A 23,315-nucleotide genomic window follows, 5' to 3' on the forward strand; every position below is an offset into this window, starting at 1 on the left:
ACCGGAATGCGGTTGCATCCCTCGATCACGCGCCAAGGCTGCCCGGGCCCGGGCCCGGAGCGGTCAGGCGCGCAAGGCCACGGGGCGAGCCGGGGCCATGGGACGGTGGCCGCCGGACCGCCTGCCGGCACCCGTCCCGACCGGCACGTTGTGGCACGAGCCATCGACGTCAGTCGAGGTTCTTCCAGAACGTGTAGTCGTGGTCCTTCGTGAACTCCGCGCGCTTCCAGGGCCCCGAGGCCAGCGCCTGGACGTAGCCGCAGGAGCGGAAGCCCGGCCAGTCCGTCTTCCCGGAAGCGGCGAACGTCACCCAGGTGTTTGTCATTCGCCTGCCGAGGGCCTGCTGCTTCTTCGTCAGCTCCTCGAACAGGGGGATGGTGAAGTCGAAGAGGTAGGGCAGTTCGGCCATGTGCTGGGCGCGCGGCTCGAAGCTGAGGGGCTCGATGCCCGCCCACCGCGGGGTGTCGCGCTCGCTGAACTCGAACATGTGGGTCGGCGTCCACCGGGACAGCAGCTTGGCGGTGTCCAGCGTCGGTACGGACCAGCCGTGGTCGGTCCGTACGGTCGCCAGGGCCTCGCCGGCCGAGCCGAAACGGCTCAGCGGGTACCGGGCCAGGACCGCGTCCGCCCGAGCGCCGAACTCCGCACGGATCGCGGGTTCGTAGCCGTCGGCCGGCAGGGGCCCGTCCCGCAGCTCCTGGCCGAGGATCCTGCCGCGCTCCTCGTCGTGGTTGACCCCGAGGAGCACGGGGACGCGGTTGAACCTCCCGGTGCGCAGCGCCTCGGCGGGGGCGAGCGGCATCAACTCCGTTCCCGCTATGGGACGCGGCTCGTTCCAGGTCCCGTACGCCTTCATGAGCGTGGCCGCATCCGTGCGGCGCAGGCACGCCTCCGCGTCCTCCTCCTTCCCGCACGCCCCCGACGTCCGGAGGTTCGCGAGGGTGGCCTTCGCCTCGTCCTCGGCCTCCTGCCGGGTGCGGGAGCCGCCCGTGGCGCAGGGTGCGCTCTGGATGACGGCGCGGTCGAAGAGCCCGGCCGACTTCGGCGAAGCAAGGTGGCCGCAGACGCTGTAGCCGCCGCCGGACTCGCCCATGACCGTCACATGGGCGGGGTCGCCGCCGAAGGCGCCCGCGTTCGCACGGACCCACCGCAGTGCGGCCTGCTGGTCCTCCAGGCCGAGACCGCCGGAGGTCTTCAGTACCGGGTCGGACAGGAAGCCCATCACACCGAGCCGGTAGTTGACCGAGACCACGACCGCGCCCTCGGCGGCCAGCCGCGCGGGGCCGTAGATGTCGCCGCTGCCGAACATCAGGCTGCCGCCGTGGATCCACACGATCACCGGCTGCTTGCCGGTCCGCTGGGTCGGCGTGGTGACGTTCAGGTACAGGCAGTCCTCGTTCTCGCCGGGTTTCCCTATGGGCAGCCCCTGCGGCTGCGGACAGGGAGGGCCCGGCGCGGTCGCCGCGCGGACTCCGGTCCAGGGCGCGGCGGGCCGCGGCGAGGCCCAGCGGAGCTCGCCCACCGGCGGGGCGGCGTAGGGGATTCCCTGGAAGCTGCGCACGCCCTCGGAGTCGGCGGTGCCGCGCACGGCGCCTCCGGTGGTTTCGACGACCGTGCCGCCGGCGCGGCCCGCCGCCTCCCCTGACGCGGCGGCCGGTCCGGCGCCGACCCCGAGGCTCAGGCCCAGGCTGAGCGTCAGGGCGGCGGCGAACCCCTTGGAAACGTTCTTGACGTGTCTCATGCTCCGAACGCTACGACAGAATCAAACGAGCGTGCAATACGTTTGTATAACTCGATCGTATGAGACGTGCGTGCCATCTCCCCGCTAGGCTCCGGGCGTGGGAAACCGTGAAGCGCTGCTGATCAGCGCCAAGGCATGCCTGCGGGAGAAGGGGTACGACCGCACCTCCGTGCGTGACATCGCCACCGCCGCCGGCGTGAGCACGGCCGCCGTCGGCTACCACTACGGCTCCCGGGAAGCGCTGCTCAACCAGGCCCTGTTCGAGATCCTCGACGAGTGGGGTGACGCGATGGGCCGGGCCCTGGTGCCCGATGGAGACGGCTCCGCCCGGGCCCACTTCGAGCGCATCTGGGAGAGCCTGATCGAGGACTTCGGCGCGCACCCCGACCTCTGGCTGGCCTCGGTGGAGCTCTTCATGCAGGCCCAGCGGCAGCCCGCTTTGAAGGCGGCGCTGGCCGAGGGCACCGCTCAGGGACGGCGCGGCATGGCGGCCATCCTCGACGGCGTCCCCGAGGAGGAGGTACAGGAAGCCTCCGTCCGTACCCTCGGCGCAGTCCAGTTGGCGCTCGTCTCCGGTGTGATGTTCCAGTGCCTCAGCGACCCCACCACCGCCCCCACCGCCGCCGAGGTGCTTGACGGGATCGCGGCGCTGGCCGTCGTCGCGCGCTGATTCCTCGACGCCCGCCAGGCCGTGAACACCTGCCCCGAGGCTTCGACCCGGGGCATCGCAGGGGAGCGGACGACGAGAACCGAACCCGCGCTACAAGCTTGGGAATCACCCGGTATTCGGGCGGGCGCGCACCGTCTGACCTGAGAGCGGTCATCGGCGGCCTCGCGGCGGTCGACTCGCCGAAGCCTCTGACGACTGCTGTTCACCGTTCCTGCTGGCACGTTGCGGCACGGCTCCGGTCAGGGCTCAGCGGAGGCGTGACCCCCTTCCGGGCACCGTGCGGCCGTGTGGGCGGCTGTGCCGAGGTTGATGGCGCCGTACAGCGGACTCCGGAGTTGAGGGCGGCCCTCACCAGGCGGCAGAGGGCCGCATCAGGGGCCGAGCCGTCTGCCTACGTGCGCCGATGCTGCCGGAACCCGGCCATGTGTTCCCCGGTGTGGGGTGGCATGCTCGGTCCTGCGCCGAGGCGAGGTCGCGGACGAGCAAGTCGGGCTTGTCTGCTCCTTCGCCGACTCGCGCGGCACTCATGCCGGCTGCGGCTTCCCTGCTGGAGGCGCCGGGCCCCTTCCTGAGAGCTGGGCAAGGCGACAAGGTGCTCCCCCGTGGCATGCGGTTCGGAGCCAGGCGTAACCAGGGAGGGGAGTATGGACTGGCTGTGGGACGCGTTCGGCGATGTCGCTCTGTTGCTCTTCGGGCCGCTGGTGGCGTGGACCGCCTGGGAGTGGCGGCGTCACCCCGATCGGGCTCCCGCGTGGATGGCTCGTGGCCCGCGGTGGGCCGTGCGCTCCCGGGTGGCGGGCTTGGTGCTCCTGGGGATCGGCATGGGGAGCAGTGGTGTGTACGGCCTGACGGGACTGCCGGAGCCCTGGGCGGTCGGCTTCTGCCGTGCCGCCGGCCCCGTGCTCTACCTCGTCGTCTTCTGGCGGCTTCCCCATGGAGCACGACCGCGTGGTGACAGACGGTGGCCGGTTTCCGGCCGGCTCGAAGGGACGACGGAGGGGGGGCCGGGACGATGACGGGTCGCCGAAGGGGCACGTGGCGTGAGGCGGGCTGGGTGCGCGCGGGGTGCTGGGCGGTGTGTGGCCTGGGCGGGGTACTGCTGTCCTGCGTCGATGAACCGTTCTCGCCGGTCGCCTTCGCGGTGATGACGGTTCTGGCGCACTGGTTCTGGCGGCGTCGCGACCTGCGGCCGGTGACGGACCGAGGCATGGCGGATCCGCTCGCCACCGGGCAGGGGGCTTCGGCGGCCGTCCCCGTCCTCACGGTGATCGCACAGGCACGAGCGGTTCGGGCGCGGAGGTCGCATGCCTGACGGTTCACCGCGTCTCGCTCTGCCGGCGGCTGAGGGTTCCGTACGTCGGCGTACGGTCTGGCATCGCGCATGGGGTGCGTGCGCAGCTCTTTGGGGTCTCGCGATGACCCTGCTGTCGGGGGCGGTTCTCCTGGGCGTGGTACCGGAGCTGATCGACGACGAACGGGCCCATGCCGCTGCGTCTCCGTGTCCCGCAGCCGCAGGCGCGGCCGACGACTGTCTCCGTGAGGTGACGGCGACGGTCGTGAGCACCGTGATCAAGGACGAGATCAAGTACGACGAGTTCTCGGTACGCCTCAGGGGCCCGCGCGAGGTCTCGGGCGACGTCGACATGGGTGCGCCCGGCCCCTTGCTCAAGGACCTGCGGCCTGGTGATGTCGTGACCGTCACGCTGTGGCAGGACTACGTGGTCGCGGTGGCCAAGGACGGCCGGCTCCAGGAGACGGCCGACAGCCCGGTGGGTGAGCCGCAGCTCGCGACCGCGGTGGGTACGGTCCTGCTGACGGCCGGCGTGTTCACCGCCTACGCCGGAGGGCGGGTGCTCACCAGGGCCCGCCGCTACGGAGAACGCGGGCTGCCCCGGCTCCTCGTGGTCCATGGCAAGGCGGCGTTCGGCGCGATGCTGTGCGCTGCGCCTGCCCTGGTCGTGGGGGACCTCACCAGCGTCCCGCTTCAGATGGTCGCCTGGCTCGTTCCGCTGCCCGCGGTCTGGTGGTTCGTGCGCCGACGTGAGCTTCGGGGCCGGGGCCGCCACGCCGCCCCGGCACTCCAGGACCGGTGAGCTCGCCGTCGAGACGGTGCCCCTGATGGCGGGCGGGGGAGCCGGGCCGGGTGGCGCATGTGACCCACTGGGTCGCCGGGCCGCTTGTAGTCCGATCGATCCTGGCCGCCTTCGTCGCCCGGCGGCGAGACCGTATCGCGTAGGAGAAGCAGCGCCACTCGGTGCCACAGGGCCGCGCACTGCGCCACCGAGGCGAGAACTGGAATGCCGTCACCACGGCTTCAACACGCACGTGGCATGCATCCGAGATGCCCGAACAACGACGAAGCCCCAGGCCGTTGACCTGGGGCTTCGTAAGAAGAGCGGATGATGGGAAGCGAACCCGCGCCGTAAGCTTGGGAATCACCCGGCATTTGGCCTTGTGCATGGCATCTGAGCTGCGGAAACGTCAACTGATGGACCTGGTCCGGCTGTCTCGGTGAACCCCTTGTTGACCGCTGTTCACCGCCTCTACTGGCACGTTGTGGCACGGCCGCCGACTTCACGCGCTTCCTGCCGGGCGAGAAGAGGTCCTTGGTGTCGGGCGGCCGTGCCTCACAGATCAGCGGTCGCCCCGTCGTCTTCAGGAGACGTCGTCCCTCGGCTCGGGTGCATTTCCAGAGGGTCTCATAGCGTCAGGTCAAGGTGACGGTTTATGCTCGGGGTGTGCGAGCGACGAGCGACCCCCTGACCGTAGACGAGAAGACCGAGCTGGACGAGGCCCTCAAGGCCGTCCGGCGGGCCGAGCAGGCCCTGGCGCGGGCGCAGGCTCACCTCAACCACACGGCGGGTCGCATCGGCTCCGCTGACCGCTACGGGCAGAAGGCGGCGGTTGGTCGCCGCGTCGGCTGGTCCCGCCAGCACGTCACCGCCCTCGCCAATGCCTACCGGGCGGGCGCACTGGATCAAGAGGAGACGGGTGCTTGTGTGGCTTGGTCCGGTCGACGGCTCTGAGTGGTCGAGGCGGGGCGGTGCCGGGCCTGTGGTGCGTCACAGGCAGGAGGACGGGCGACGGTCAGGCGTGCCGCCGTCACGCTTCCGCAGCAAGGAAGCGGACGCCCAGTTCGCCGCGGAGGTGCCCTGCGGGGAGCCGTCGGCCGTATGCGACCAGGAGGAGATCCTGTGCGGCGCCGTACAGAGGCGTTCCGGTGCCGAAGGACCAGTCGAGGTCGTCGGCGCGGAGTTCGATGCCGGCCAGGTCGGCTCCGAAGAACTTGAGGGTCCTGGGGCTGACGCCCTCCAGGAGGATGCGCACGCGATCCTCGGGAACCCGGCGGCCGAGGCCCAGCGCGACCGTGACGTCCAGGCCGTGGATCACGTCGTGGCCCAAGGCCCCTTCGATCCCGCCGACCGGCGGCCTCCAAGGGTGGTCCGCGTTGTCAGCGAGCAATGCGGCGAGCTCACGCGTCGAATGGGCAGCCGCGTCCTGGTGGGCGCAACGGTCGGTCATCCGATGGAGGTTGCCTCGCGACCTGATCAGTTCCCACGCCATCCTGGGGATGGAGTATCGGAACCCCATCGTCATGTGGGCCGCGACTTCCCGTACCCGCCACCCTCCGCACAGGGTCGGCGCGTCCCACTGCGCGGCCGGCAGACCATCCAGCATGGCGGCCAGCTCGCGGCGTTCGGCAGCGATCGCGGCTCTGATGTCCGCGGCTGGTCTGCGGTGAGTCGTGCGAGTCGTGTTCCCCATGGCCTCAAGGCTCTCGGCAGGCCCGCCATAAGTCCAAGAGTTTGAATGTCTCGCAACTAGCATGATCAGTTATGGACATCCGGCAGTTGCGGTACTTTGTCACGGTCGCGGAGGAAGCCAACTTCACCCGCGCCGCCGCCCGTCTGCACCTGGCTCAGCCGGGGGTGAGTGCCCAAGTCCGCCAGCTCGAAAAGGAACTCGGGCACCCGCTGCTCGACCGCTCCGGCCGGTCGGTGACCCTGACGGAAGTGGGCGAGGCCGTACTGCCGTACGCGCGGGCCGCGCTCACCGCCGTCGAAGCGGTTCGGCAGACCGCGGACGAGTTCACCGGGTTGCTGCGCGGGCACGTCAACCTCGGTCTCGTCTCGGGCGCGGCAGCGGCGGCCCACGAGTTCGGCCTGGCGGCCGTCCTGGCCGGATTCCACGAGGACCACCCCCAGGTGGAGATCGCCCTGACCGAGGACACCTCGGAGCGGATGCTCACCGCACTGCACCGAGGGGAACTCGACATCGCCGTGATCGGACTCGCGGACGAGGAGCCCCCGCCAGGCATCTCCATCCAAGTCCTGGTCGACGAACCCCTGGTCGCAGCCGTCACCCCGGACGACCCCGCCCTCATGCCCCCGGACCGCACGAGCATTCCGTTGACCGAGCTCCGCGATCGCCCGCTGATCAGCCTGCCGCGTGGCACAGGTATCCGTGGAGTGCTCGACCGCGCGTGCGTGCAGGCGGGGTTCCGGCCCCGCATTGCCTTCGAGGCGGCTGCTCCGCCGTTCCTTGCACAGCTCGCCGCCCGCGGTCTCGGCGTGGCGGTGCTTCCGGCCCTCCCCGCCGGTGCGGCGTCGGCCCTCGGGCTGCGGACGCTGGAGATCACCGAGCCGCGGCTACGCGGCCGGGTCGCCGTGGCCTGGCGGACGGACGGCCCCTCCAGCCCCGCCGCCACCGTCTTCCTGGACCTGCTGCGTACGGGTCTGGGCCCAACCTGATGCACGGTGAGGGCCGCTATGGCACGCGAAGGGCAGCTCGGACGCCGGAAGGTCTGGACAACAAACAAGCCCCAGGCCGTTGACCTGGGGCTTTGTCGTGGAGCGGATGACGGGAATCGAACCCGCGCTATAAGCTTGGGAATCACCCGGCGCTTGATCGGCCCGATAGCCCCTGACCTGCGGAAATGCCTCTGGGGTCCAGGGCTCGCGGCCGCCTTTTCGTGTCTGCTGTCGACCGCCGTTCACCGCTGCTACTGGCACGTTGTGGCACGGGGCCTCTGTCAGCCCCGCCATTCGAACAGGACGAGCGTGGCGTCGTCCGAGGTGGTTTCGCCGCGCGCCCGTTTGAGGGTGTGGGACAGCTCCCGGGCCACGGTGCGGATCCCGTGGTCGGCCTCTTCCAGCCGGTTCACCCAGTCGATCAGCTGTTCCTCGCCGAACTGCTCCTGCCCATTGGCGTGTTCCTCGATGAGGCCGTCGGTGAAGCAGAGGACGCGGTCGCCCGGCTCCAGTGTCACCGCGCTGACCTGGGGCTGGTCCCCGCCGAAGCCGACGGGGAGGGTCGTGGGGCTCTCCAGGCGGCGTACGACGCGGTGTGCGCGGACCAGCATGGGCGCGGGGTGTCCCGCGTTGACCCACTGGAGGCGGCCGGTGTCCGTGTCCAGTCGCATCATCTGGGCGGTCACGAAGTGGTCCGGGTCGAACTGCTCGGCGATGGCGCGGTCCATGAAGAGGTAGATCTCGGACAGCTCGATGCTGATCCGGCGGGCGTGGCGGTACGCGCCGATGGCCACCGTGGCCATGGTGGCCGCGTCCAGGCCGTGCCCCATGGCGTCGATCATGGCGAGGTGCAGGACGTCGCCGTTGAGGGCGTAGTCGAAGCTGTCACCTGCCACGGCGTAGGCGGGCTCCAGGACCCCTGCGACCGCGACGCGAGGCATCACCATCGACAGCGGGGGCAGCAGGGACCACTGGATCTCCGCGGCCACGCTCATCGGTTCGCTGCGACGGGTCCGGAAGAAGAGGTCGGTGTAGCCGTTCTTGGTCTGCATCATGTCGGCCGTGAGGCCCGCGATCCGGCGCAGGATGCGGTGCTCGTCGCGGCCGGTCCCGTCCAGGGTGACGGAGAGGACCCCCACCTGGTCGCCACCGTCCAGCAGGGGCAGGTGGACCCGAACGCCGCCGGGCGCCGGCACTTCCACGGGGCGCGACTCCAGGAAGCACCGGCCGGCATCCGACCCGTCGATGGGCTGCGGACCCCCGGTCCCCGCTGCCGTACCGGGCAGGGGGACCAGGTTCTGCTGCCCGTAGTCCTGGAGCATGATCTGGGCATCGCGGCCGCCCAGCCGGGCCACCGCCTCCGCGACGAGCGGTGCGACCAGGTGCGGTGGCAGCTCGTGCGCCCGGTCCAGGAGCAGCCCGAGCACTCCCTCCCCGAAGCTTTCGGAGCGGTCCGGGGCCCCGCGAGCTCCGACGGCCATCCTGGTGCCTCCAACCGGGCCGGGCGCGGGGTTCGGCCGCATGGGCGGTGTGGCCTACAGGATCCCCTTGGGCGGCCGGGCACGCCACACGACCGGCTCCCGCAGGGCGGGGCCGACGGCGCGCTCGGCATCCAGGACGAGGTGAGGACTCGTGCCGGCGTCCCCGCCCCCGGCTGCACGTCCTTCACGCAGGGGAGGCGCTTCAGCCGTGTTCTTCCTCCGCGGCCTCCATGTGCTTGTCGGGGTCCTGTTCGGTGAACCAGCCGATGTGGAGCGTCCGTCCGGCCGTGTGAACGGCGTGCGGGACGACGGGCCAGCGGGCGGGGTTCACGGTGACGCGGGTGATGCGCCCCCAGGCCTCGTCGAGGGCGGCCGCGAGCGGCGGAAGCTCGACGGTCAGATCACGGGAGTAGGGCCACCAGGCGCCGTCCAGTTTGCCTGCGAGGGTGGTCTTCGGGGTGAGGGACAAGCGTGCCGGGAACTCTGTGGCGAGGTCGCGGGGAGCGGTCCGTTCGAGGACGCTGGTCATGGGGTGGACCTGCCCCCGGACTGCCCGTCGACAGCCCGGTTTGTAGCGATCGCCGGAAACGACACCCGCATGAAAGCCGGTGTGCGAAGTGCTTCCGGTACTTCCACTGCACGCGCGTTCGGTGGTATATGACCCATTTGACCAGATATTTTCCGGCGGAGGTGCGGTGGAGAGCGGCGGCACGGGTCGCGGGGGTACCGTGAAACGACGGCAAGCTCGCGTACGTCGAGACCCGGAGACCGGCCCCGACCTGCTACGGAGCGCGGCCGCACCCCGTAGACGGGCGGACCCCATGGCTGAATCCGACATCCCCCACACGCCACCGCTGCTGCTGCCGGATGCGATCCACCGGGCGGTCAAACCCGGCACGGCCCTGCTGCGGCTGGAGACCACACGGTCCCGGGAGGGCCTCCTGGACGGCGCGTGGTGGCCCCACACCCGCGATATCGAGACCGAGCTGCCCGCGCTGATCGGCGTGTTGACCGGGCACCTCGGGCCGATCACCCGCGTGGGAGTGGACGCATCCGCCTGGAACGCTCTCCCACCCCGGCTGATCATCGACGACCAGGTCGTGCACCTCGACTCCGACCCCGTCGGCGACGACACCGTTCTCATCACCCGCGGCCGCAACGACCACTTCGCCCTGCTGGTCGTTCCCCCGGACACCACAGCCGACGCCGCCCGCGAAGCGATGGCCCGCGCCGTCCGTGCCGACAACATCACGGAGGCCGCTCAGATCCTCATCGCCACCACACCTGGCCCCGAGGGCGCAGGCGCCGGCGACCCGGCAGCCCGAACCTGAGGCTTCCTCTGCCGCGTGGAACCCGACCGGGGTGATCGCGGACGGGCCGGCGCCGAGCCCTTCCGGGCCCATCTGCCGTTTGCTCCCGCCGATCCCGACGGGCGCACTCGGGTCAGGCCGAGGGCGGCGGCGCGGATGATTCGGCGGCGCGGCGGTACTCGGCGTTGATGCGCTGTGCCTCCTCGAGCTGGTCCTCGAGGATGATGATGCGGCAGGCGGCATCGATGGGGGTGCCCTGGTCGACGAGTTCCCGGGCGCGGGCGGCGATGCGCAGCTGGTAGCGGGAGTAGCGGCGGTGGCCGCCCTCGGAGCGGAGCGGGGTGATGAGGCGGGCTTCGCCGATGGCGCGGAGGAAGCCCTGGGTGGTGCCGAGCATGTCGGCCGCCCGGCCCATCGTGTAGGCGGGGTAATCGTCGTCGTCGAGACGGCCGAACGAGTCGTCTGCTGTCATTGAACCTCTCTCATGGAACGCGTGGAGGGGCCCTGGTGCCGTACGGCACCAGGGCCCCGAAGGAACTACTACACCATCTGTCGGCCCTGATACTGCGCCGACCCTGTGTTTCCGCCGACCCGACCGAGACGCTGCCGGGAGTGCGGGGATCGCGGTTGCTTGACCGGAGACCACCTCGCTATCGATGTCCTGCGGTACCCGGGCGCAAGGCTTCCGCCCGGGCGATCCCGATGGTGCTCGGCTCCTCCGTTCTTCCCTCGGCGATCAACTGCTTACTGCTGGTACTGCTCTACTTCGTACTGCTCAGTGGCCTGACCCAGCGCCACTCTTCGGCAGCCAGCCCCGTTGCCCATCCTGCGTCTGCTCTGGCTTAGAACCCCACTGCCGAACTTCCCGGTGCGTGCGCCCGCAGCCGACGCCTTCACCGAGGTGCTGTTCACTTACTGCACTGCTGGGTACTTCGAACTGCACTTACAGGTACTGCCACCGCATTAACTGCGGGTACTGCTCACGGCGGCCCCTGATCACTGAGGGCCACCCGGTCCGGTCGTCAGTCCCGTCGCCATCTTGCAACAACCCTGGCTTCGGAACTCCACCACCGCACCGTCCTGCGCACTGCAACTGCGGGTACTGCTGCCCGGCAGTTCGTCTCTGCCAGGCCCTGCTGTCTCTCTGGGCTACGAGAGAAACCATAACCACGCCACAGCCCAATGTCTACTCCGGCCATCATAGATTTTCGCATCCGTCGAGGAGAGCTAGACCTCTGCGGTGGGACCAGATGTGCAGAGGATCCCGCACAGCAGGTCAGGGGCTCGGACGCCCTGTCCTGTACGGCCGCCGTACCGGTGGATTCGGCTGGCCCATGGGCACCGCAGCGCCCGAGCAACCGGTGTCACCCGTCGGCCCTCCGGCGGGAAGACGGTGAGTGCTCCTCTCGACCGGTAGTCCTCGCCGTCGAGGGGACGGGACGACCGGTGCATAAACTCGGCTCCCATGTCGAAGCCTGACGAGCTGCTCGTTGACATTGCCACGATGGTGGAGTCCGGGCAGAGCAATCAGATGTCCCTGACCGTGGTCGCCGGTGGCGCTGTCATCACCGGTCGGCTGGCACCCGAAGCCGTGTGGAGGCAGCGGGTGTCGGAGGTCCTGGCGGATTCCGCCCGCCTGGGCGAGTTCGCCGCCGTCTTCACCGCCACGACACCCCGCGAGGGGCCGCCCAACCATCTGCACTTCCATGTGGCCCGCATCCTTCAGGGCACGGTGGGGATCCCGGAGACGGGTGGGATGTATCGCGTCTCGATCGCGGATGTCAGCGCCTGGACCATGGGCGACTTCAGCTATTCCGACCACTGACCGACATCGCGTAGGAAATCCCTGGGTACGCGGGAGGGCCCGACCGGCGCGTGCCGGTCGGGCCCTCCTCGCTGTGTTCGGGTGTCGGCTTGCGCCGGTCCTGTCCGTCCGTTAGACGGTCACCGGGATGCCGAGCATCGCGGATGCCTGCTGGAACGGGGTGAGGACGCGCGTGGGCACGGCGGCCCGGGGGAGGCCGCGGCAGGTGAACCCGAGCTGGTTCATGGCCCGGAGGACTTCACCGGCACTGAAGTCACGCCGGTCCTGCCGAGTGATGACCTGGCCGACCTGCTTGACGGGGTAGGTACGGCGCCCGATGATCACGGATTCGCCGACGACCGGCTCGGGCTTGATGCCCTTCATCGACTCCAGGACACCGCTCTTGGTCAGGTCGAACGGGAAACGGGCGATGACGCAGCGCATGTTGCCTCACAGGAAGAGGAAAGGGGGACGGTCGTGCCGTGGTGAGGCGGTTCAGCGGGCAAGGGCGAGGACGCCCAGAGCGCTGCCCTGCTCGTCGACGACCGGCAGGGCATCGAGCCGGCGATAGCGCATCGCGTGCTCGGCCTCGGCCATCGTGGTCAAGGGCGAGGTGACCGGCCCGTGGTCTCCCAGGAGGTCGCGGAGACGGACCTGGTCCGTGTACGCCGCGCTGTCGCGGACGGCGGCGAGCCCGGCCTGGGTGACCAGCCCGGTGCACAGGCCGTCCTCGTCGCAGACGAGCAGATGATCCGCACGGGCACTGGCCATGACGGCCAGGGCGACCTCGACCGTCATGTCGTCGCAGGCCTGTGGACCGGCCGCCTCCATCGCGGTGTCCACTGTCCGGTGGACAGGGTTGGCGTTCGTCGAGCGGGGCTGCATCTGGACCAGCGTCAAAACGTGCCTCCTGCAGAGATGGGTCAGTTTCCTGATCACGTGGTTCTCAGGCCGCCGCATCGAAGGCGGACTGCCGCACGCTCACGCGCCGGACCGTCGAGTCGGGCCGTCGCCTGCCGCGGGAGGCCGTGCTGCGCTTGGCGCGTTCGGCGACGGGTGCGGTGATGACGACGGGGATGCCGGAGGGTGTCTGGGCGCCGGTGATGCGGTTCAGGGCGTCTTCGCCGGAGCGGACCTGGGTGGTCTGCGGTGTGATGCCGGCGGCCTGCATGAGGCGGGTCATGTCGCGGCGCTGGTTGGGGGTGACGAGCGTGACGACGCTGCCGGACTCGCCGGCGCGGGCGGTGCGGCCGCCGCGGTGGAGGTAGTCCTTGTGGTCGGTGGGCGGGTCGACGTTGACGACGAGGTCGAGGTTGTCGACGTGGATGCCGCGCGCCGCCACGTTCGTCGCGACCAGTACGGTCACGTGTCCGGTCTTGAACTGGGCGAGGGTGCGGGTGCGCTGGGGCTGCGACTTCCCGCCGTGCAGGGCGGCGGCCCGGACACCGCAGTTCAGCAGGTCCTGGGTCAGCCGGTCGACGGCGTGCTTGGTGTCCAGGAACATCATCACCCGGCCCTCGCGCGCCGCGATCTCCGTCGTCGTCCGGTGTTTGTCGGCGCCGTGGACGTGCAGCACGTGGTGCTCCATCGTCGTCACCGCACCGGCCGAGGGGTCTACCGAGTGGACGACAGGGTCGGTGAGGTAGCGGCGGACCAACAGGTCGACGTTGCGGTCGAGGGTGGCGGAGAACAGCATCCGCTGACCTTCGGGGCGCACCTGGTCGAGCAGGGCGGTGACCTGGGGCATGAAGCCCATGTCGGCCATCTGGTCGGCTTCGTCGAGGACGGTGATCGCGACCTGGCTCAGCCGGCATTCGCCGCGGTCGATGAGGTCCTTCAATCGGCCGGGCGTCGCCACGACGACCTCCGTGCCTCCGCGCAGCGCGCCGGCCTGCTTGCCGATCGACATGCCGCCGACGACGGTGGTCAGGCGCAGTTTCGCGGCGCGGGCGTACGGGGTGAGGGCGTCGGTCACCTGTTGGGCCAGCTCGCGGGTGGGGACGAGGACGAGGGCGAGGGGCTGGCGGGGCTCGGCGCGCTGCCCGGCGGTGCGGGCCAGCAGGGCGAGGCCGAAGGCGAGGGTCTTGCCGGAGCCGGTACGGCCGCGGCCGAGGACGTCGCGGCCTGCGAGGGTGTTGGGCAGGGTGGCTCCCTGGATCGGGAAGGGCAAGGTCATGCCCTGCGCGCCGAGAGCGGCCAACAGCTCGGCCGGCATGGCGAGGTCGGCGAAGGCCTCGACGGCGGGCAGCGCCGGAGTGATCGTCTTCGGCAGGGCGAACTCGCCTTGGATTGCGGCGGGTCGGCGGCCGTAGCCGCCGGAGCGGCTCGGACCTCCGGAACGGCTCGGGGCCGACGAGCCGGAGCGGTTCCCCCGCTCCGAACCGGTGGCAGCGCCGAAAGCGGGGCCGCCGGTGCGGCTACGGGTACGAGAGGAACGGTCATTCGTACGAGTGCGGTTCATTCAGAACCTTCCTTGATACGGCACGTATCAAGGAATTCCCGCAGCGGAAGCGCAGCACAGGGAATCACAAGAACGGGCCGAATGGAATGCGAAAGCGACTCTGGCCTACAGAGATTCTGCACGGTCGCAGGCGCTGAGATGGGGAGGCGTCATGTGGACGCGAAACCGAGAAAAATCGAGGGGGTGAATCGCCGAGCGGGCTTTAACCCTGGATACCTCGTCACGCAGGTGAACCCACTGAGGGAGATGCGTGCAGCTGGGGCCCGCACCCCGAGGGATGCGGGCCCCAGCTACGAAATGCGCGTCAGCGTCAGGCGGGAACGATGTTCTCGGCCGTCGGGCCCTTCTGGCCCTGCGCGATGTCGAAGGTGACCTTCTGGCCTTCCACCAGCTCGCGGAAGCCAGAGGAGGCGATGTTCGAGAAGTGGGCGAAGACGTCGTCGCCGCCACCGTCCTGCTCGATGAAGCCGAAACCCTTGGCCGCATTGAACCACTTCACGGTGCCAGATGCCATGTCATATCTCCTTTGGGGCAGTACACCAGCATCCGCACCATACGGACACCGTGTCGCCGCGATGATGCCCCGCCGGAAAATGACCGGAAATATGAAGCACTCGAATGTGGCGCGGAGGCCGACTGGAGCGCTTGAAGTTTTTGGGTACCAAAACTGCAACCGAGACCGACAGTAGCATGCTGCAGCGGTTCGTGTGCGTTAAATGTCTCCATCGTGTGCGGTGCGGAAGAACTCTCCCTGCTGGGTCCATTAAACTCTCTGACCGCGGGGATAGATATTGATTCCCCCCGAGTGCAGCGTTTCGGGAGCAGGAGCGTCCGCCAGCTGCGACGTGCAGTCCAGGGGGCGTGAGCCTACGGGGTGTGTCAGCAGCGCCCTCCCTAAAGATCAGCAGCTCGCAGGTGCTCCATGGCGGCCTCGGGGGCGTCCACGGCAAGGCGGCGCGGCCGGCCTCGCTATCGCTACACGTCTGTTCCGCCGCGCCTGACCCCTCACGGCGGTCGTTCGCGAAGCCGCTCCCGCAGGTGGAGGAGAACCTCGGCGTCGGCGATGCCGACCAAGGCTGCCAAAAGGATCCGGATACGAACGTCATCGCCATGGTGCACAGCCCGCACGATGGCCTCGACGGTGGCGGCCGCTTCTGCGGGAAGGCATGGTGGGCCGGCCGTGGCCCACACATGAACGGAAGGACCAGCCGTGTCCGGACGCTCTGCCGGAGTATCCCGCTCGGGGTCACTGCCTTCATCCACCGGCACCCGTGGGAATCTTCTGACGAGATGGTCAGCTCAACGGTGATCTCACTGGCACGGCTGGACCAGGCCGCCCCCGAGTCCCGGTGCGCCGCTCGCTTCGAGACTTGCATCAGTGGGGACCGGTGTGTGGAGCCTGTCCCGCTGAGAGGCGTGGCACTCTCGTCGCGAGCACCGTTGGCGGGGAAGGTGGCGTAGGTGATGGCTGAGCTGAAGTTCGAAACCGTCGCGTGCCCGCACTGCGCGGCCTGCCCGGCCACTGGGCAGGCTCGTACCGTCGCCGCCGACCGGTGCCGGGTGACGGTGACGTGGCACCTCCCTTCCTGCCCGCACTACGCCGCCGATCGCGTGTTGGCGGGAAGGGAGGACTAGGCGGACCCGTCGAGGGTCTGAGTCAACCCCTCCGACCAACCGCCCCTTTTGGAAAGCGAATTCACCCGACGGAGACAGCGGTGTGACGCAGGTCATCGAGGACGTGTCTCGCGACGCGAGATCGGCGGGGGCTCGTGTGGTGCAAGTGGTGCGCGAAGGGCCCTCCGGCCAGGGAGTTCCTGCGAGTTGGGGCACGCGGAGGGCACGGCGAGGGGTGAGAGGTCTAGACAATGACGAAGGCCCAGGTCTGTGACCTGGGCCTTCGTTCAAGAGCGGATGACGGGAATCGAACCCGCGCTATAAGCTTGGGAAGCTCATGTTCTACCATTAAACTACATCCGCACAGTGGACCAGTTGCCTGGATCACTACCGTTTCACACTCTACCTCATGATCGACCCCCGGTGTATCCGCCGCGGGGTCGTTGTCGTCTGTGGTGTACACGGGGGCGTGTGGGGGCGGGAGTTGGGGCGTACCGTGTGGTGCGGAGCGGCGGCTGGAGCGGGTGCCGATCATCCCCTAATGTGGCGATTCGTCGCAGTATGGCTCGTTGGGGAAAGGGACTCGATGGAGCACACCGTCGTCCGTTGTGCCGAAGGGCACGTTTTCAGTACCGCCTCCTTCCCGCTGCAGCACCTCGGTGCCGGCCGGATCGGGCCCGGGCGGCTGCTGCGGTGTCCGCGGTGCGCACGCCTGCGCCAGGCCGTCCCCGTCGGCGGTGCGCCCAAGCGCTGAGCGCCGGGCGGGGTGAGTCGTACGGCCGGGCGCGCGGGCGGTCCCTCTCGATTGGGGCGGCCCGCGCGCTCTGCGTATCCTCGGGGCGTGCTTCTCTCTGACAAAGACATCCGGGCCGAGATCGACAGCGGACGGGTTCGCATCGACCCGTTCGACGAGGCGATGGTGCAGCCCTCCAGCATCGATGTGCGTCTCGACCGGTACTTCCGGGTGTTCGAGAATCACCGCTACGCCCACATCGACCCCGCGGTCGAACAGCCGGATCTGACCCGGATGGTCGAGCCCGAGGGGGACGAGGCGTTCATCCTGCACCCCGGTGAGTTCGTCCTCGCGTCGACCTACGAGGTCATCACGCTGCCCGACGACATCGCCTCCCGGCTGGAGGGGAAGTCCAGCCTCGGTCGCCTGGGACTGGTGACGCACTCGACCGCGGGGTTCATCGACCCCGGCTTCTCGGGGCACGTGACCCTCGAACTGTCGAACCTGGCCACGCTGCCGATCAAGCTCTGGCCCGGCATGAAGATCGGGCAGCTGTGCATGTTCCGGCTCAGCTCGCCCGCGGAGTTCCCGTACGGCAGCGAACGGTACGGCTCCCGGTACCAGGGGCAGCGCGGGCCGACCGCCTCGCGCTCCTTCCAGAACTTCCACCGCACCCAGGTGAGGCACGAGGCATGAGCAACGCAGTACGCGAGAACCTGACCTACGAGGGCTTCGGCGCCGCCGTGCGCGAGCTGGCGCAGACCATCGCCGACGACGGCTACGAGCCGGACATCATCCTCAGCATCGCCCGCGGCGGTGTGTTCGTCGCCGGCGGCCTGGCCTACGCCCTGGACTGCAAGAACATCCACCTGGTGAACGTGGAGTTCTACACCGGCGTCGGCACCACGCTGGAGATGCCGGTCATGCTGGCCCCCGTGCCCGAGGCGATCGACTTCACCGACAAGAAGGTCCTCATCGCCGACGACGTCGCCGACACCGGCAAGACGCTGAAGCTGGTGCACGACTTTTGCCTCGGCCACGTCGCCGAGGTGCGCTCCGCGGTCATCTACGAGAAGTCCCACTCCCTCGTGAAGTGCGAGTACGTGTGGAAGAAGACCGACGAGTGGATCAACTTCCCGTGGTCGGTCGAGCCGCCCGTCGTCAAGCGCGAGGGCCAGGTCCTCGACGCCTGATCGCGTCTCGTCCCACCGCGTGCGAGAGGGGCCCCGGCCGACGGCCGGGGCCCCTCTCGCACGCGGTGTGCGGGTGCGGGTGCGCTAGATGGTGCCCAGCTTGATGATCGACAGCAGGGCGATCAACTGGATCGCGGAGGCGCCCAGCGCCTTCGGCCACGGCAGGTCGTGCGACTTGCTGATCAGCGAGGTGAACAGGGCGCCCGCGGCGACCCAGGTGGCCCAGCCCAGCACCTGGACGACCATGTTGTCGCCGCCGAGGAAGACAGCGAAGAGCAGGCGCGGGGCGTCCGTGATGGACATGACCAGCATCGACAGGCCCACGGTGGGCTGCCAGCTGCCGTCGCCGCCCATCTGGCGGGCCAGGGTGTGCGTGACCGCGCCCAGGAGCAGACCGCAGATGACGAAGGCCACGCCGGCGGACAGCACGATCGGGACGGCCTGCGACAGGGTCGCGTTGATCACGTCCTCGCGGGCGTCGTCGAGGCCGAAGACCGCGAGGAGGCCGTAGAGGAAGGTCACGATCAGCGCCGGACCCCACACGGGGTAGTCGCGCATCTGCAGGAAGGTCGGCCCGGGGCGCGTCACGATGCCGCGGAGCAGTTCCTTCCACGGCAGCCGCGGCCCGGACGGTGCCGCCGGGGCTGCTCCCGCCTGGTAGGTCGCTCCCTGGCCGTACGGGTCCTCGCCGACGGCGAAGACCTGTGTGTGACCCGGGTTGTCGTTCGTGTAGTTCCCGCCGCCCCCGTGGCCGTACGGAGGCTGCTGCGCGTGCGGCTGCTGCTGTCCGTACGGGTCGAAGTACTCCGGCTCGCCGTGGTCCCCGGCGTTCGGCTGCGGCCACTGCTGCTGCGGTGGCGGGCCGCCGACGGGAGGGTAGGCCGGCCGGCCGTACGGCGGCGGTTGCTGCTGACCGTACGACTGCTGCTGCTGCGGGGGTTGTTGTGGACCGCGGTTGTCGTCCCGTCCGCGTCCGATCCTGAATCCAGCCACGTGATCGAACGTACCTGGTCCGGCGGGCCCCGGTGGCCGGGCAGCCGGAACACGCATCCTTTGCGGCTGACCTGTGACATCCCCTAGGGGATCCCCGGGGGGTTGCCCCCACCCCCGGGGATCCTGCATCCCATGTCTGGTTCATGGAGTTGCGGGCTCTTCTGTGGGCTTCTGTTACATATTCGACGGTCTCTCCACATATCGGGCTCGTAGCGTCGTCTCCGTCGGTTCCGTCGCCTCCACGCAGTGCGAACACGTACGAACGAGCACGAGGAAGAGTCCCATCATGCGCAGCATCCGCCGCACCGCCCTCCGTACCGCCGCCGTCGTCGTCGCCGGCGTGGCCTCCGTCCTGGCACTCCCGGGCGGGTCCGCCTTCGCGGACTCTCCGGCCGCGCCCGGGAAGGAGGCGCTGCCGGGTGCCGGGCGGCCGTCGGCCGGGCCGCCCGCCGGAGCCCCGGTCGACCCGAAGCACCGGCCGGCGCCCGAAGTCCGCACCTTCGCCGCCGCCGTGAGGCTGGCGGACGGTTCCGTGGCCAAGGTCTACCGGATCGGCACGAGCCACTTCGAAGCCGACGTCTTCGCCGGCTCCGCCCGACCGGACACCCTGGTCAGCCGGGCGGAGCCGGCGTCGTACGGGCGGAGCGACGGCCTGCACGTCGTGCTCCGGCCGGACGGCACCGTGACGTCGTGGCTGGACGGGGAGCCGACTCCGAAGGCGACGCCGCAGCCCAAGCCCGCGGTGAAGAAGCAGGACGTGGTGGAGAGCTCGGTACGGGTCGCCCTGCCGGACGGGCGCATCGCCAAGCTGGTGGACGGCCCGCGCGGCGTGTACGTCGTGGTCTCCACGCCGAACGGCAACGTCCTCGGCACCCTCGACCCGAAGCGCCCGGGTATGCGGCAGGACGGCTGGGCGTACGAGATCGCCCGGGACGGCAAGCGCTTCACCTTCGTCGTCATCGACGGCGCGGGCGGCGGGAACGGCTGGGTGTACGACTTCGACGGCAGGCTGATCGCGAGGTACCCGGCCGACGCGCCGAAGCCGGGGAAGCACCGTGACCGGGCCGTCCCCAGCAGCGGCGGCGCGGCCGCGACGGACGCGGCCGGGCTGGGCTTCGCGGTGATACCGCTCCGGGGCTGACCGGAAACGCCGGAACGGCCGGCCCCCGGGTGGGGCCGGCCGTTCCGCTGTGTCGCCTGCTGTTGGGTCGGCCGACTGGCCGGGTGCCTACCTGGCGTCTCCGGACTTCGCCTCGCCCTGAGCCGGAGCCTCGGGCTCGGCCGTGGGCTCCGCCGACGTCTGCGGCGACGTCGGCTTCTCGGCCTCAGCCTCGGCATCGGCCTCTGCCTCCGGCGCCGCTTCGGCTTCCGGCTTCGCTTCCGGCTTCGCGTCCACCGCCTGCGCGGCTCCGGTCTTCTCAGCCTCGGCATCAGCCGCCGGCGCTGCCGCTGCCGCGGCAGCCGCCTCGGCCTTGGCCTCCGCCTCGGCTTCCGCCTTGGCCTTGGCCTCCGCCTCGGCCTTGGCCTCCTCGGCCGCCTTCGCCTTGGCGGCTGCCTCCGCCTCCGCCGCTGCCGCAGCGGCCTCGGCCTCGGCCTCGGCCGCCAGGGCGGCCAGTTCTTCCTCCGTCGGCCCCGGGGCCTTGACCGACTCCAGCAGGAGCTGGGCCACGTCCACGACCTGGACCGATTCCTTCGCCTGGCCCTCGTTCTTCTTGCCGTTGACCGAGTCGGTCAACATGACCAGGCAGAACGGGCAGGCGGTGGAGACGATGTCGGGGTTCAGGGACAGGGCCTCGTCGACGCGCTCGTTGTTGATGCGCTTGCCGATCCGCTCCTCCATCCACATCCGTGCGCCACCGGCGCCACAACAGAAGCCCCGTTCCTTGTGGCGGTGCATCTCCTGCTGGCGCAGGCCCGGCACGGCCGACATGATCTCGCGCGGCGGCGTGTAGACCTTGTTGTGCCGGCCCAGGTAGCACGGGTCGTGGTACGTGATCAGTCCGTCGACCGGCGTCACCGGCGTCAGCCGGCCCTCGTCGATCAGGTGCTGGAGCAGCTGCGTGTGGTGGATGACCTCGTACTCGCCGCCCAGCTGCGGGTACTCGTTCGCGATGGTGTTGAAGCAGTGCGGGCAGGTCGAGACGATCCGCTTCGCCGACTTCGGCTTACGGGTCGAAGGATCTTCGTCGTCCTCGCCGAACGCCATGTTCAGCATGGCCACGTTCTCCTGGCCCAGCTGCTGGAAGAGCGGCTCGTTGCCCAGGCGGCGCGGCGAGTCGCCGGTGCACTTCTCGTCGCCGCCCATGATCGCGAACTTGACGCCCGCGATGTTCAGGAGCTCCGCGAAGGCCTTCGTGGTCTTCTTGGCCCGGTCCTCCAGGGCGCCGGCGCAGCCGACCCAGTAGAGGTAGTCGAACTCGGAGAGGTCCTCCGCGTCCTTGCCGATGATCGGGACCTCGAAGTCGACCTCCTTCGTCCACTCGACGCGCTGCTTCTTCGCCAGGCCCCAGGGGTTGCCCTTCTTCTCCAGGTTCTTGAGCATCGTGCCCGCCTCGGACGGGAACGCGGACTCGATCATCACCTGGTAGCGGCGCATGTCGACGATGTGGTCGATGTGCTCGATGTCGACCGGGCACTGCTCCACGCAGGCACCGCAGGTCGTGCAGGACCACAGCACGTCCGGGTCGATGACGCCGTTCTCCTCGACCGTGCCGATCAGCGGGCGCTCGGCCTCGGCGAGCGCGGTCGCCGGCACACCGGCCAGCTGCTCCTCGGAGGCCTTCTCCTCGCCCTCCATCGTCTTGCCGCCGCCGGCCAGCAGGTACGGGGCCTTGGCGTGCGCGTGGTCGCGCAGCGACATGATCAGCAGCTTGGGGGACAGCGGCTTGCCCGTGTTCCAGGCGGGGCACTGGGACTGGCAGCGGCCGCACTCGGTGCACGTGGAGAAGTCGAGGATGCCCTTCCAGGAGAACTGCTCGACCTGCGAGACGCCGAAGACGTCGTCCTCGCCCGGGTCCTCGAAGTCGATCTCCTTGCCGCCGCTGGTCATCGGCTGGAGCGCGCCCAGGGCGGTCGCGCCGTCGGCGTTCCGCTTGAACCAGATGTTCGGGAAGCCCAGGAAGCGGTGCCACGCGACACCCATGTTGGTGTTCAGGGAGACCACGATCATCCAGATCAGCGAGGTGCCGATCTTGATCATCGCGGTGAAGTAGATGGCGTTCTGCAGCGCGCTCGGCGACAGCCCCTCGAAGACCGTGACCAGCGGGTACGAGACGAAGTACGCCGGTTCCCAGCCGTCCACGTGGTGGATGGCGCCCTCAAGGCCGCGCAGGCACAGGATCGCGAGGCCGATGGTGAGGATGACGTACTCGACGAAGTACGCCTGCCAGGCCTTCGAGCCGGCGAAGCGCGACTTGCGGCCGGCCCGCGAGGGCAGGCTGAGCAGGCGGATCCCGATCAGGACCAGGATGCCGACGACCGTCATCAGGCCGATGAACTCGATGTACAGCTCGAACGGCAGGAAGCCGCCCAGGACCGGAAGCGTCCAGTCGGCCTGGAAGAGCTGGCCGTAGGCCTGCGCCAGGGTCGGCGGGAGCGTCAGGAAGCCGATCGCGACGAACCAGTGGGCGAAGCCGATGATGCCCCAGCGGTTCATCCGGCTGTGGCCGAGGAACTCCCGGACGAGGGTCAGCGTTCGGGCCTTCGGGTCGTCCGTGCGGCTGCCGGCCGGTACGGGCTGACCGATCTTCACGAAGCGGTAGATCTGCGCCACGGCTCGTGCGAGCAGCGCGACGCCGACCACCGTCAGGACCAGCGACACGATGATCGCGGCGAGTTGCATGGGAGGGCTCCTCGGGCGGCGCTTACTAAGCGGTAACTTATGAAGTCAAGGCTTGAGGTTACCCATTCCCGACGCCGCAATGTAGCTGAGTGTGCGGTGATCTGTGTCGCTCAGGCGAGCCTTCGTCGGTAGGCCGCCCGCGGGGTCTGGGCGAGGATCGCCAGGTCCATCCCGAGCCAGTGGTTCTCCACATAATGCCGGTCGAGCAGCGCCATCTCCTCCCAGGGGAGGTCGGAGCGTGCGCTCACCTGCCACAATCCGGTCATTCCGGGGCGTACGAGAAGCCGCTCCGGGCGATCCGTGCGGGCCTCGGGTCGCGGACCGACCAGCGACATCTCGCCGCGGACCACGTTGAGCAGCTGGGGGAGGCCGTCGAGCGCGCAGCGCTCCAGCAGGGCGCCCGTCCGGCCCGGCCCGGCCGTGTCGAAGCGCCAGGTCCGAAACGGCCGCCCGGCGAGGCCCGCCGCGGGCCGCCGTGCGAAGGGCCGCCCGCCCCGGGTCGCGTACAGCAGCGCGGTGACGGCCGCGAGCGGCAGGCCCAGCGCGGCGAGCAGGATCACCGCCCCGACGAGGTCGAGCACCCGCTTCGCCGGCGGGGCGGCGGGCCGCCGTGCCCGGAGCCGGGGGGCGGTGAGTGTGAGCGGCATGCCAGCACGCTGCCGCATGTGCGGTGCGGCCCCGGCGCGCCGCGCGGCGCGGGTCCCTCGTCCGGCCGCCCGGTCG

General features: G+C 69.8%; 21 protein-coding genes, 1 tRNA gene and 1 pseudogene. 10 read left to right on the forward strand and 13 right to left on the reverse strand.

Going from position 1 to position 23,315, the window contains the following annotated elements:
- Window positions 1–169: 169 nt before the first annotated feature.
- A complete protein-coding gene (locus tag R4Z63_RS16605) occupies window positions 170–1,741 on the reverse strand; it encodes a carboxylesterase/lipase family protein (RefSeq protein ID WP_384452521.1) in 1,572 nt (523 codons plus the stop codon).
- 97 nt (window positions 1,742–1,838) lie between these two features.
- On the opposite strand from R4Z63_RS16605, the gene R4Z63_RS16610 reads away from it, so the two are divergent.
- From R4Z63_RS16610 to R4Z63_RS16620, 3 genes are all read left to right on the forward strand, one after another.
- Complete coding sequence (locus tag R4Z63_RS16610; RefSeq protein ID WP_384452518.1) at window positions 1,839–2,411, forward strand: TetR/AcrR family transcriptional regulator; 573 nt, start codon at window positions 1,839–1,841, stop codon at window positions 2,409–2,411.
- 1,415 nt (window positions 2,412–3,826) lie between these two features.
- Window positions 3,827–4,504: a hypothetical protein gene (locus R4Z63_RS16615; RefSeq protein WP_384452515.1), complete on the forward strand. Its 678-nt coding sequence runs from the start codon at window positions 3,827–3,829 to the stop codon at window positions 4,502–4,504.
- 645 nt (window positions 4,505–5,149) lie between these two features.
- A complete protein-coding gene (locus R4Z63_RS16620; RefSeq protein WP_384452512.1) occupies window positions 5,150–5,437 on the forward strand; it encodes a hypothetical protein in 288 nt (95 codons plus the stop codon).
- Window positions 5,438–5,513: 76 nt separating this feature from the next.
- Here the strand turns inward: R4Z63_RS16620 and R4Z63_RS16625 are convergent, their stop codons facing one another.
- Window positions 5,514–6,176, reverse strand: coding sequence for a maleylpyruvate isomerase family mycothiol-dependent enzyme (locus R4Z63_RS16625; protein ID WP_384452509.1), 663 nt, complete (start codon window positions 6,174–6,176; stop codon window positions 5,514–5,516).
- Window positions 6,177–6,247: 71 nt separating this feature from the next.
- On the opposite strand from R4Z63_RS16625, the gene R4Z63_RS16630 reads away from it, so the two are divergent.
- Window positions 6,248–7,162, forward strand: coding sequence for a LysR family transcriptional regulator (locus R4Z63_RS16630; protein WP_384452506.1), 915 nt, complete (start codon window positions 6,248–6,250; stop codon window positions 7,160–7,162).
- A 281-nt stretch (window positions 7,163–7,443) separates the two neighbouring features.
- Here the strand turns inward: R4Z63_RS16630 and R4Z63_RS16635 are convergent, their stop codons facing one another.
- Both R4Z63_RS16635 and R4Z63_RS16640 read right to left on the reverse strand, forming a co-directional pair.
- Entirely contained in the window at window positions 7,444–8,643 is a 1,200-nt protein-coding gene (locus tag R4Z63_RS16635) for a PP2C family protein-serine/threonine phosphatase (protein WP_384452503.1), read from the reverse strand.
- Between the two features lie 202 nt (window positions 8,644–8,845).
- Window positions 8,846–9,172 (reverse strand): DUF5994 family protein, encoded by a 327-nt coding sequence (locus tag R4Z63_RS16640; RefSeq protein WP_384452500.1) that lies wholly within the window; start codon window positions 9,170–9,172, stop codon window positions 8,846–8,848.
- Between the two features lie 292 nt (window positions 9,173–9,464).
- Between R4Z63_RS16640 and R4Z63_RS16645 the strand changes: the two genes are divergently transcribed.
- On the forward strand, window positions 9,465–9,974 hold the full coding sequence (locus tag R4Z63_RS16645; protein WP_384452497.1) for a DUF5994 family protein: 510 nt from the start codon (window positions 9,465–9,467) through the stop codon (window positions 9,972–9,974).
- Between the two features lie 112 nt (window positions 9,975–10,086).
- Here R4Z63_RS16645 and R4Z63_RS16650 read toward each other — a convergent pair whose 3' ends face one another.
- Window positions 10,087–10,425, reverse strand: a complete 339-nt coding sequence (locus R4Z63_RS16650; RefSeq protein ID WP_384452494.1) for a MerR family transcriptional regulator — start codon at window positions 10,423–10,425, stop codon at window positions 10,087–10,089.
- 993 nt (window positions 10,426–11,418) lie between these two features.
- On the opposite strand from R4Z63_RS16650, the gene R4Z63_RS16655 reads away from it, so the two are divergent.
- Window positions 11,419–11,778 (forward strand): GvpU-like protein, encoded by a 360-nt coding sequence (locus R4Z63_RS16655; protein ID WP_384452492.1) that lies wholly within the window; start codon window positions 11,419–11,421, stop codon window positions 11,776–11,778.
- A 111-nt stretch (window positions 11,779–11,889) separates the two neighbouring features.
- Here the strand turns inward: R4Z63_RS16655 and R4Z63_RS16660 are convergent, their stop codons facing one another.
- The 5 genes from R4Z63_RS16660 to R4Z63_RS16680 all read right to left on the reverse strand — a co-directional run bounded on the left by R4Z63_RS16660 (window position 11,890) and on the right by R4Z63_RS16680 (window position 16,195).
- A complete protein-coding gene (locus tag R4Z63_RS16660; RefSeq protein WP_384452489.1) occupies window positions 11,890–12,201 on the reverse strand; it encodes an SCO5918 family protein in 312 nt (103 codons plus the stop codon).
- Between the two features lie 51 nt (window positions 12,202–12,252).
- Entirely contained in the window at window positions 12,253–12,657 is a 405-nt protein-coding gene (locus R4Z63_RS16665) for a CBS domain-containing protein (protein ID WP_384452486.1), read from the reverse strand.
- Between the two features lie 46 nt (window positions 12,658–12,703).
- Window positions 12,704–14,218 carry a DEAD/DEAH box helicase gene (locus R4Z63_RS16670; RefSeq protein WP_384452483.1) on the reverse strand — a complete coding sequence of 505 codons (1,515 nt, stop codon included), beginning with the start codon at window positions 14,216–14,218 and terminating at the stop codon, window positions 12,704–12,706.
- Window positions 14,219–14,528: 310 nt separating this feature from the next.
- Window positions 14,529–14,732 (reverse strand): cold-shock protein, encoded by a 204-nt coding sequence (locus tag R4Z63_RS16675; protein ID WP_384452480.1) that lies wholly within the window; start codon window positions 14,730–14,732, stop codon window positions 14,529–14,531.
- A gap of 1,392 nt (window positions 14,733–16,124) precedes the next feature.
- Window positions 16,125–16,195 (reverse strand) — tRNA-Gly (locus tag R4Z63_RS16680).
- A gap of 178 nt (window positions 16,196–16,373) precedes the next feature.
- Here R4Z63_RS16680 and R4Z63_RS16685 point away from each other — a divergent pair.
- From R4Z63_RS16685 to R4Z63_RS16695, 3 genes are all read left to right on the forward strand, one after another.
- Window positions 16,374–16,586 carry a hypothetical protein gene (locus R4Z63_RS16685; protein WP_078556323.1) on the forward strand — a complete coding sequence of 71 codons (213 nt, stop codon included), beginning with the start codon at window positions 16,374–16,376 and terminating at the stop codon, window positions 16,584–16,586.
- An 87-nt stretch (window positions 16,587–16,673) separates the two neighbouring features.
- On the forward strand, window positions 16,674–17,261 hold the full coding sequence (dcd, locus tag R4Z63_RS16690) for a dCTP deaminase (RefSeq protein ID WP_030956554.1): 588 nt from the start codon (window positions 16,674–16,676) through the stop codon (window positions 17,259–17,261).
- Window positions 17,258–17,758: a phosphoribosyltransferase gene (locus R4Z63_RS16695; protein WP_031155112.1), complete on the forward strand. Its 501-nt coding sequence runs from the start codon at window positions 17,258–17,260 to the stop codon at window positions 17,756–17,758. Before dcd ends, R4Z63_RS16695 begins: the two co-directional genes overlap by 4 nt.
- An 84-nt stretch (window positions 17,759–17,842) precedes the next feature.
- Here R4Z63_RS16695 and R4Z63_RS16700 read toward each other — a convergent pair whose 3' ends face one another.
- Complete coding sequence (locus tag R4Z63_RS16700) at window positions 17,843–18,751, reverse strand: Yip1 family protein (protein WP_037920765.1); 909 nt, start codon at window positions 18,749–18,751, stop codon at window positions 17,843–17,845.
- A gap of 286 nt (window positions 18,752–19,037) precedes the next feature.
- Between R4Z63_RS16700 and R4Z63_RS16705 the strand changes: the two genes are divergently transcribed.
- Window positions 19,038–19,892 carry a hypothetical protein gene (locus R4Z63_RS16705; protein ID WP_384445989.1) on the forward strand — a complete coding sequence of 285 codons (855 nt, stop codon included), beginning with the start codon at window positions 19,038–19,040 and terminating at the stop codon, window positions 19,890–19,892.
- A gap of 477 nt (window positions 19,893–20,369) precedes the next feature.
- On the opposite strand, the pseudogene R4Z63_RS16710 reads toward R4Z63_RS16705, so the two are convergent.
- Together R4Z63_RS16710 and R4Z63_RS16715 are read right to left on the reverse strand one after the other, a co-directional pair.
- Window positions 20,370–22,592 (reverse strand): annotated as a pseudogene (locus R4Z63_RS16710) ((Fe-S)-binding protein); the annotation flags it as partial.
- 110 nt (window positions 22,593–22,702) lie between these two features.
- Window positions 22,703–23,239: a sugar transferase gene (locus R4Z63_RS16715; protein WP_384445990.1), complete on the reverse strand. Its 537-nt coding sequence runs from the start codon at window positions 23,237–23,239 to the stop codon at window positions 22,703–22,705.
- Window positions 23,240–23,315: the final 76 nt, after the last annotated feature.

The sequence above is a fragment of the Streptomyces sp. PL-29 genome, from assembly GCF_058344425.1.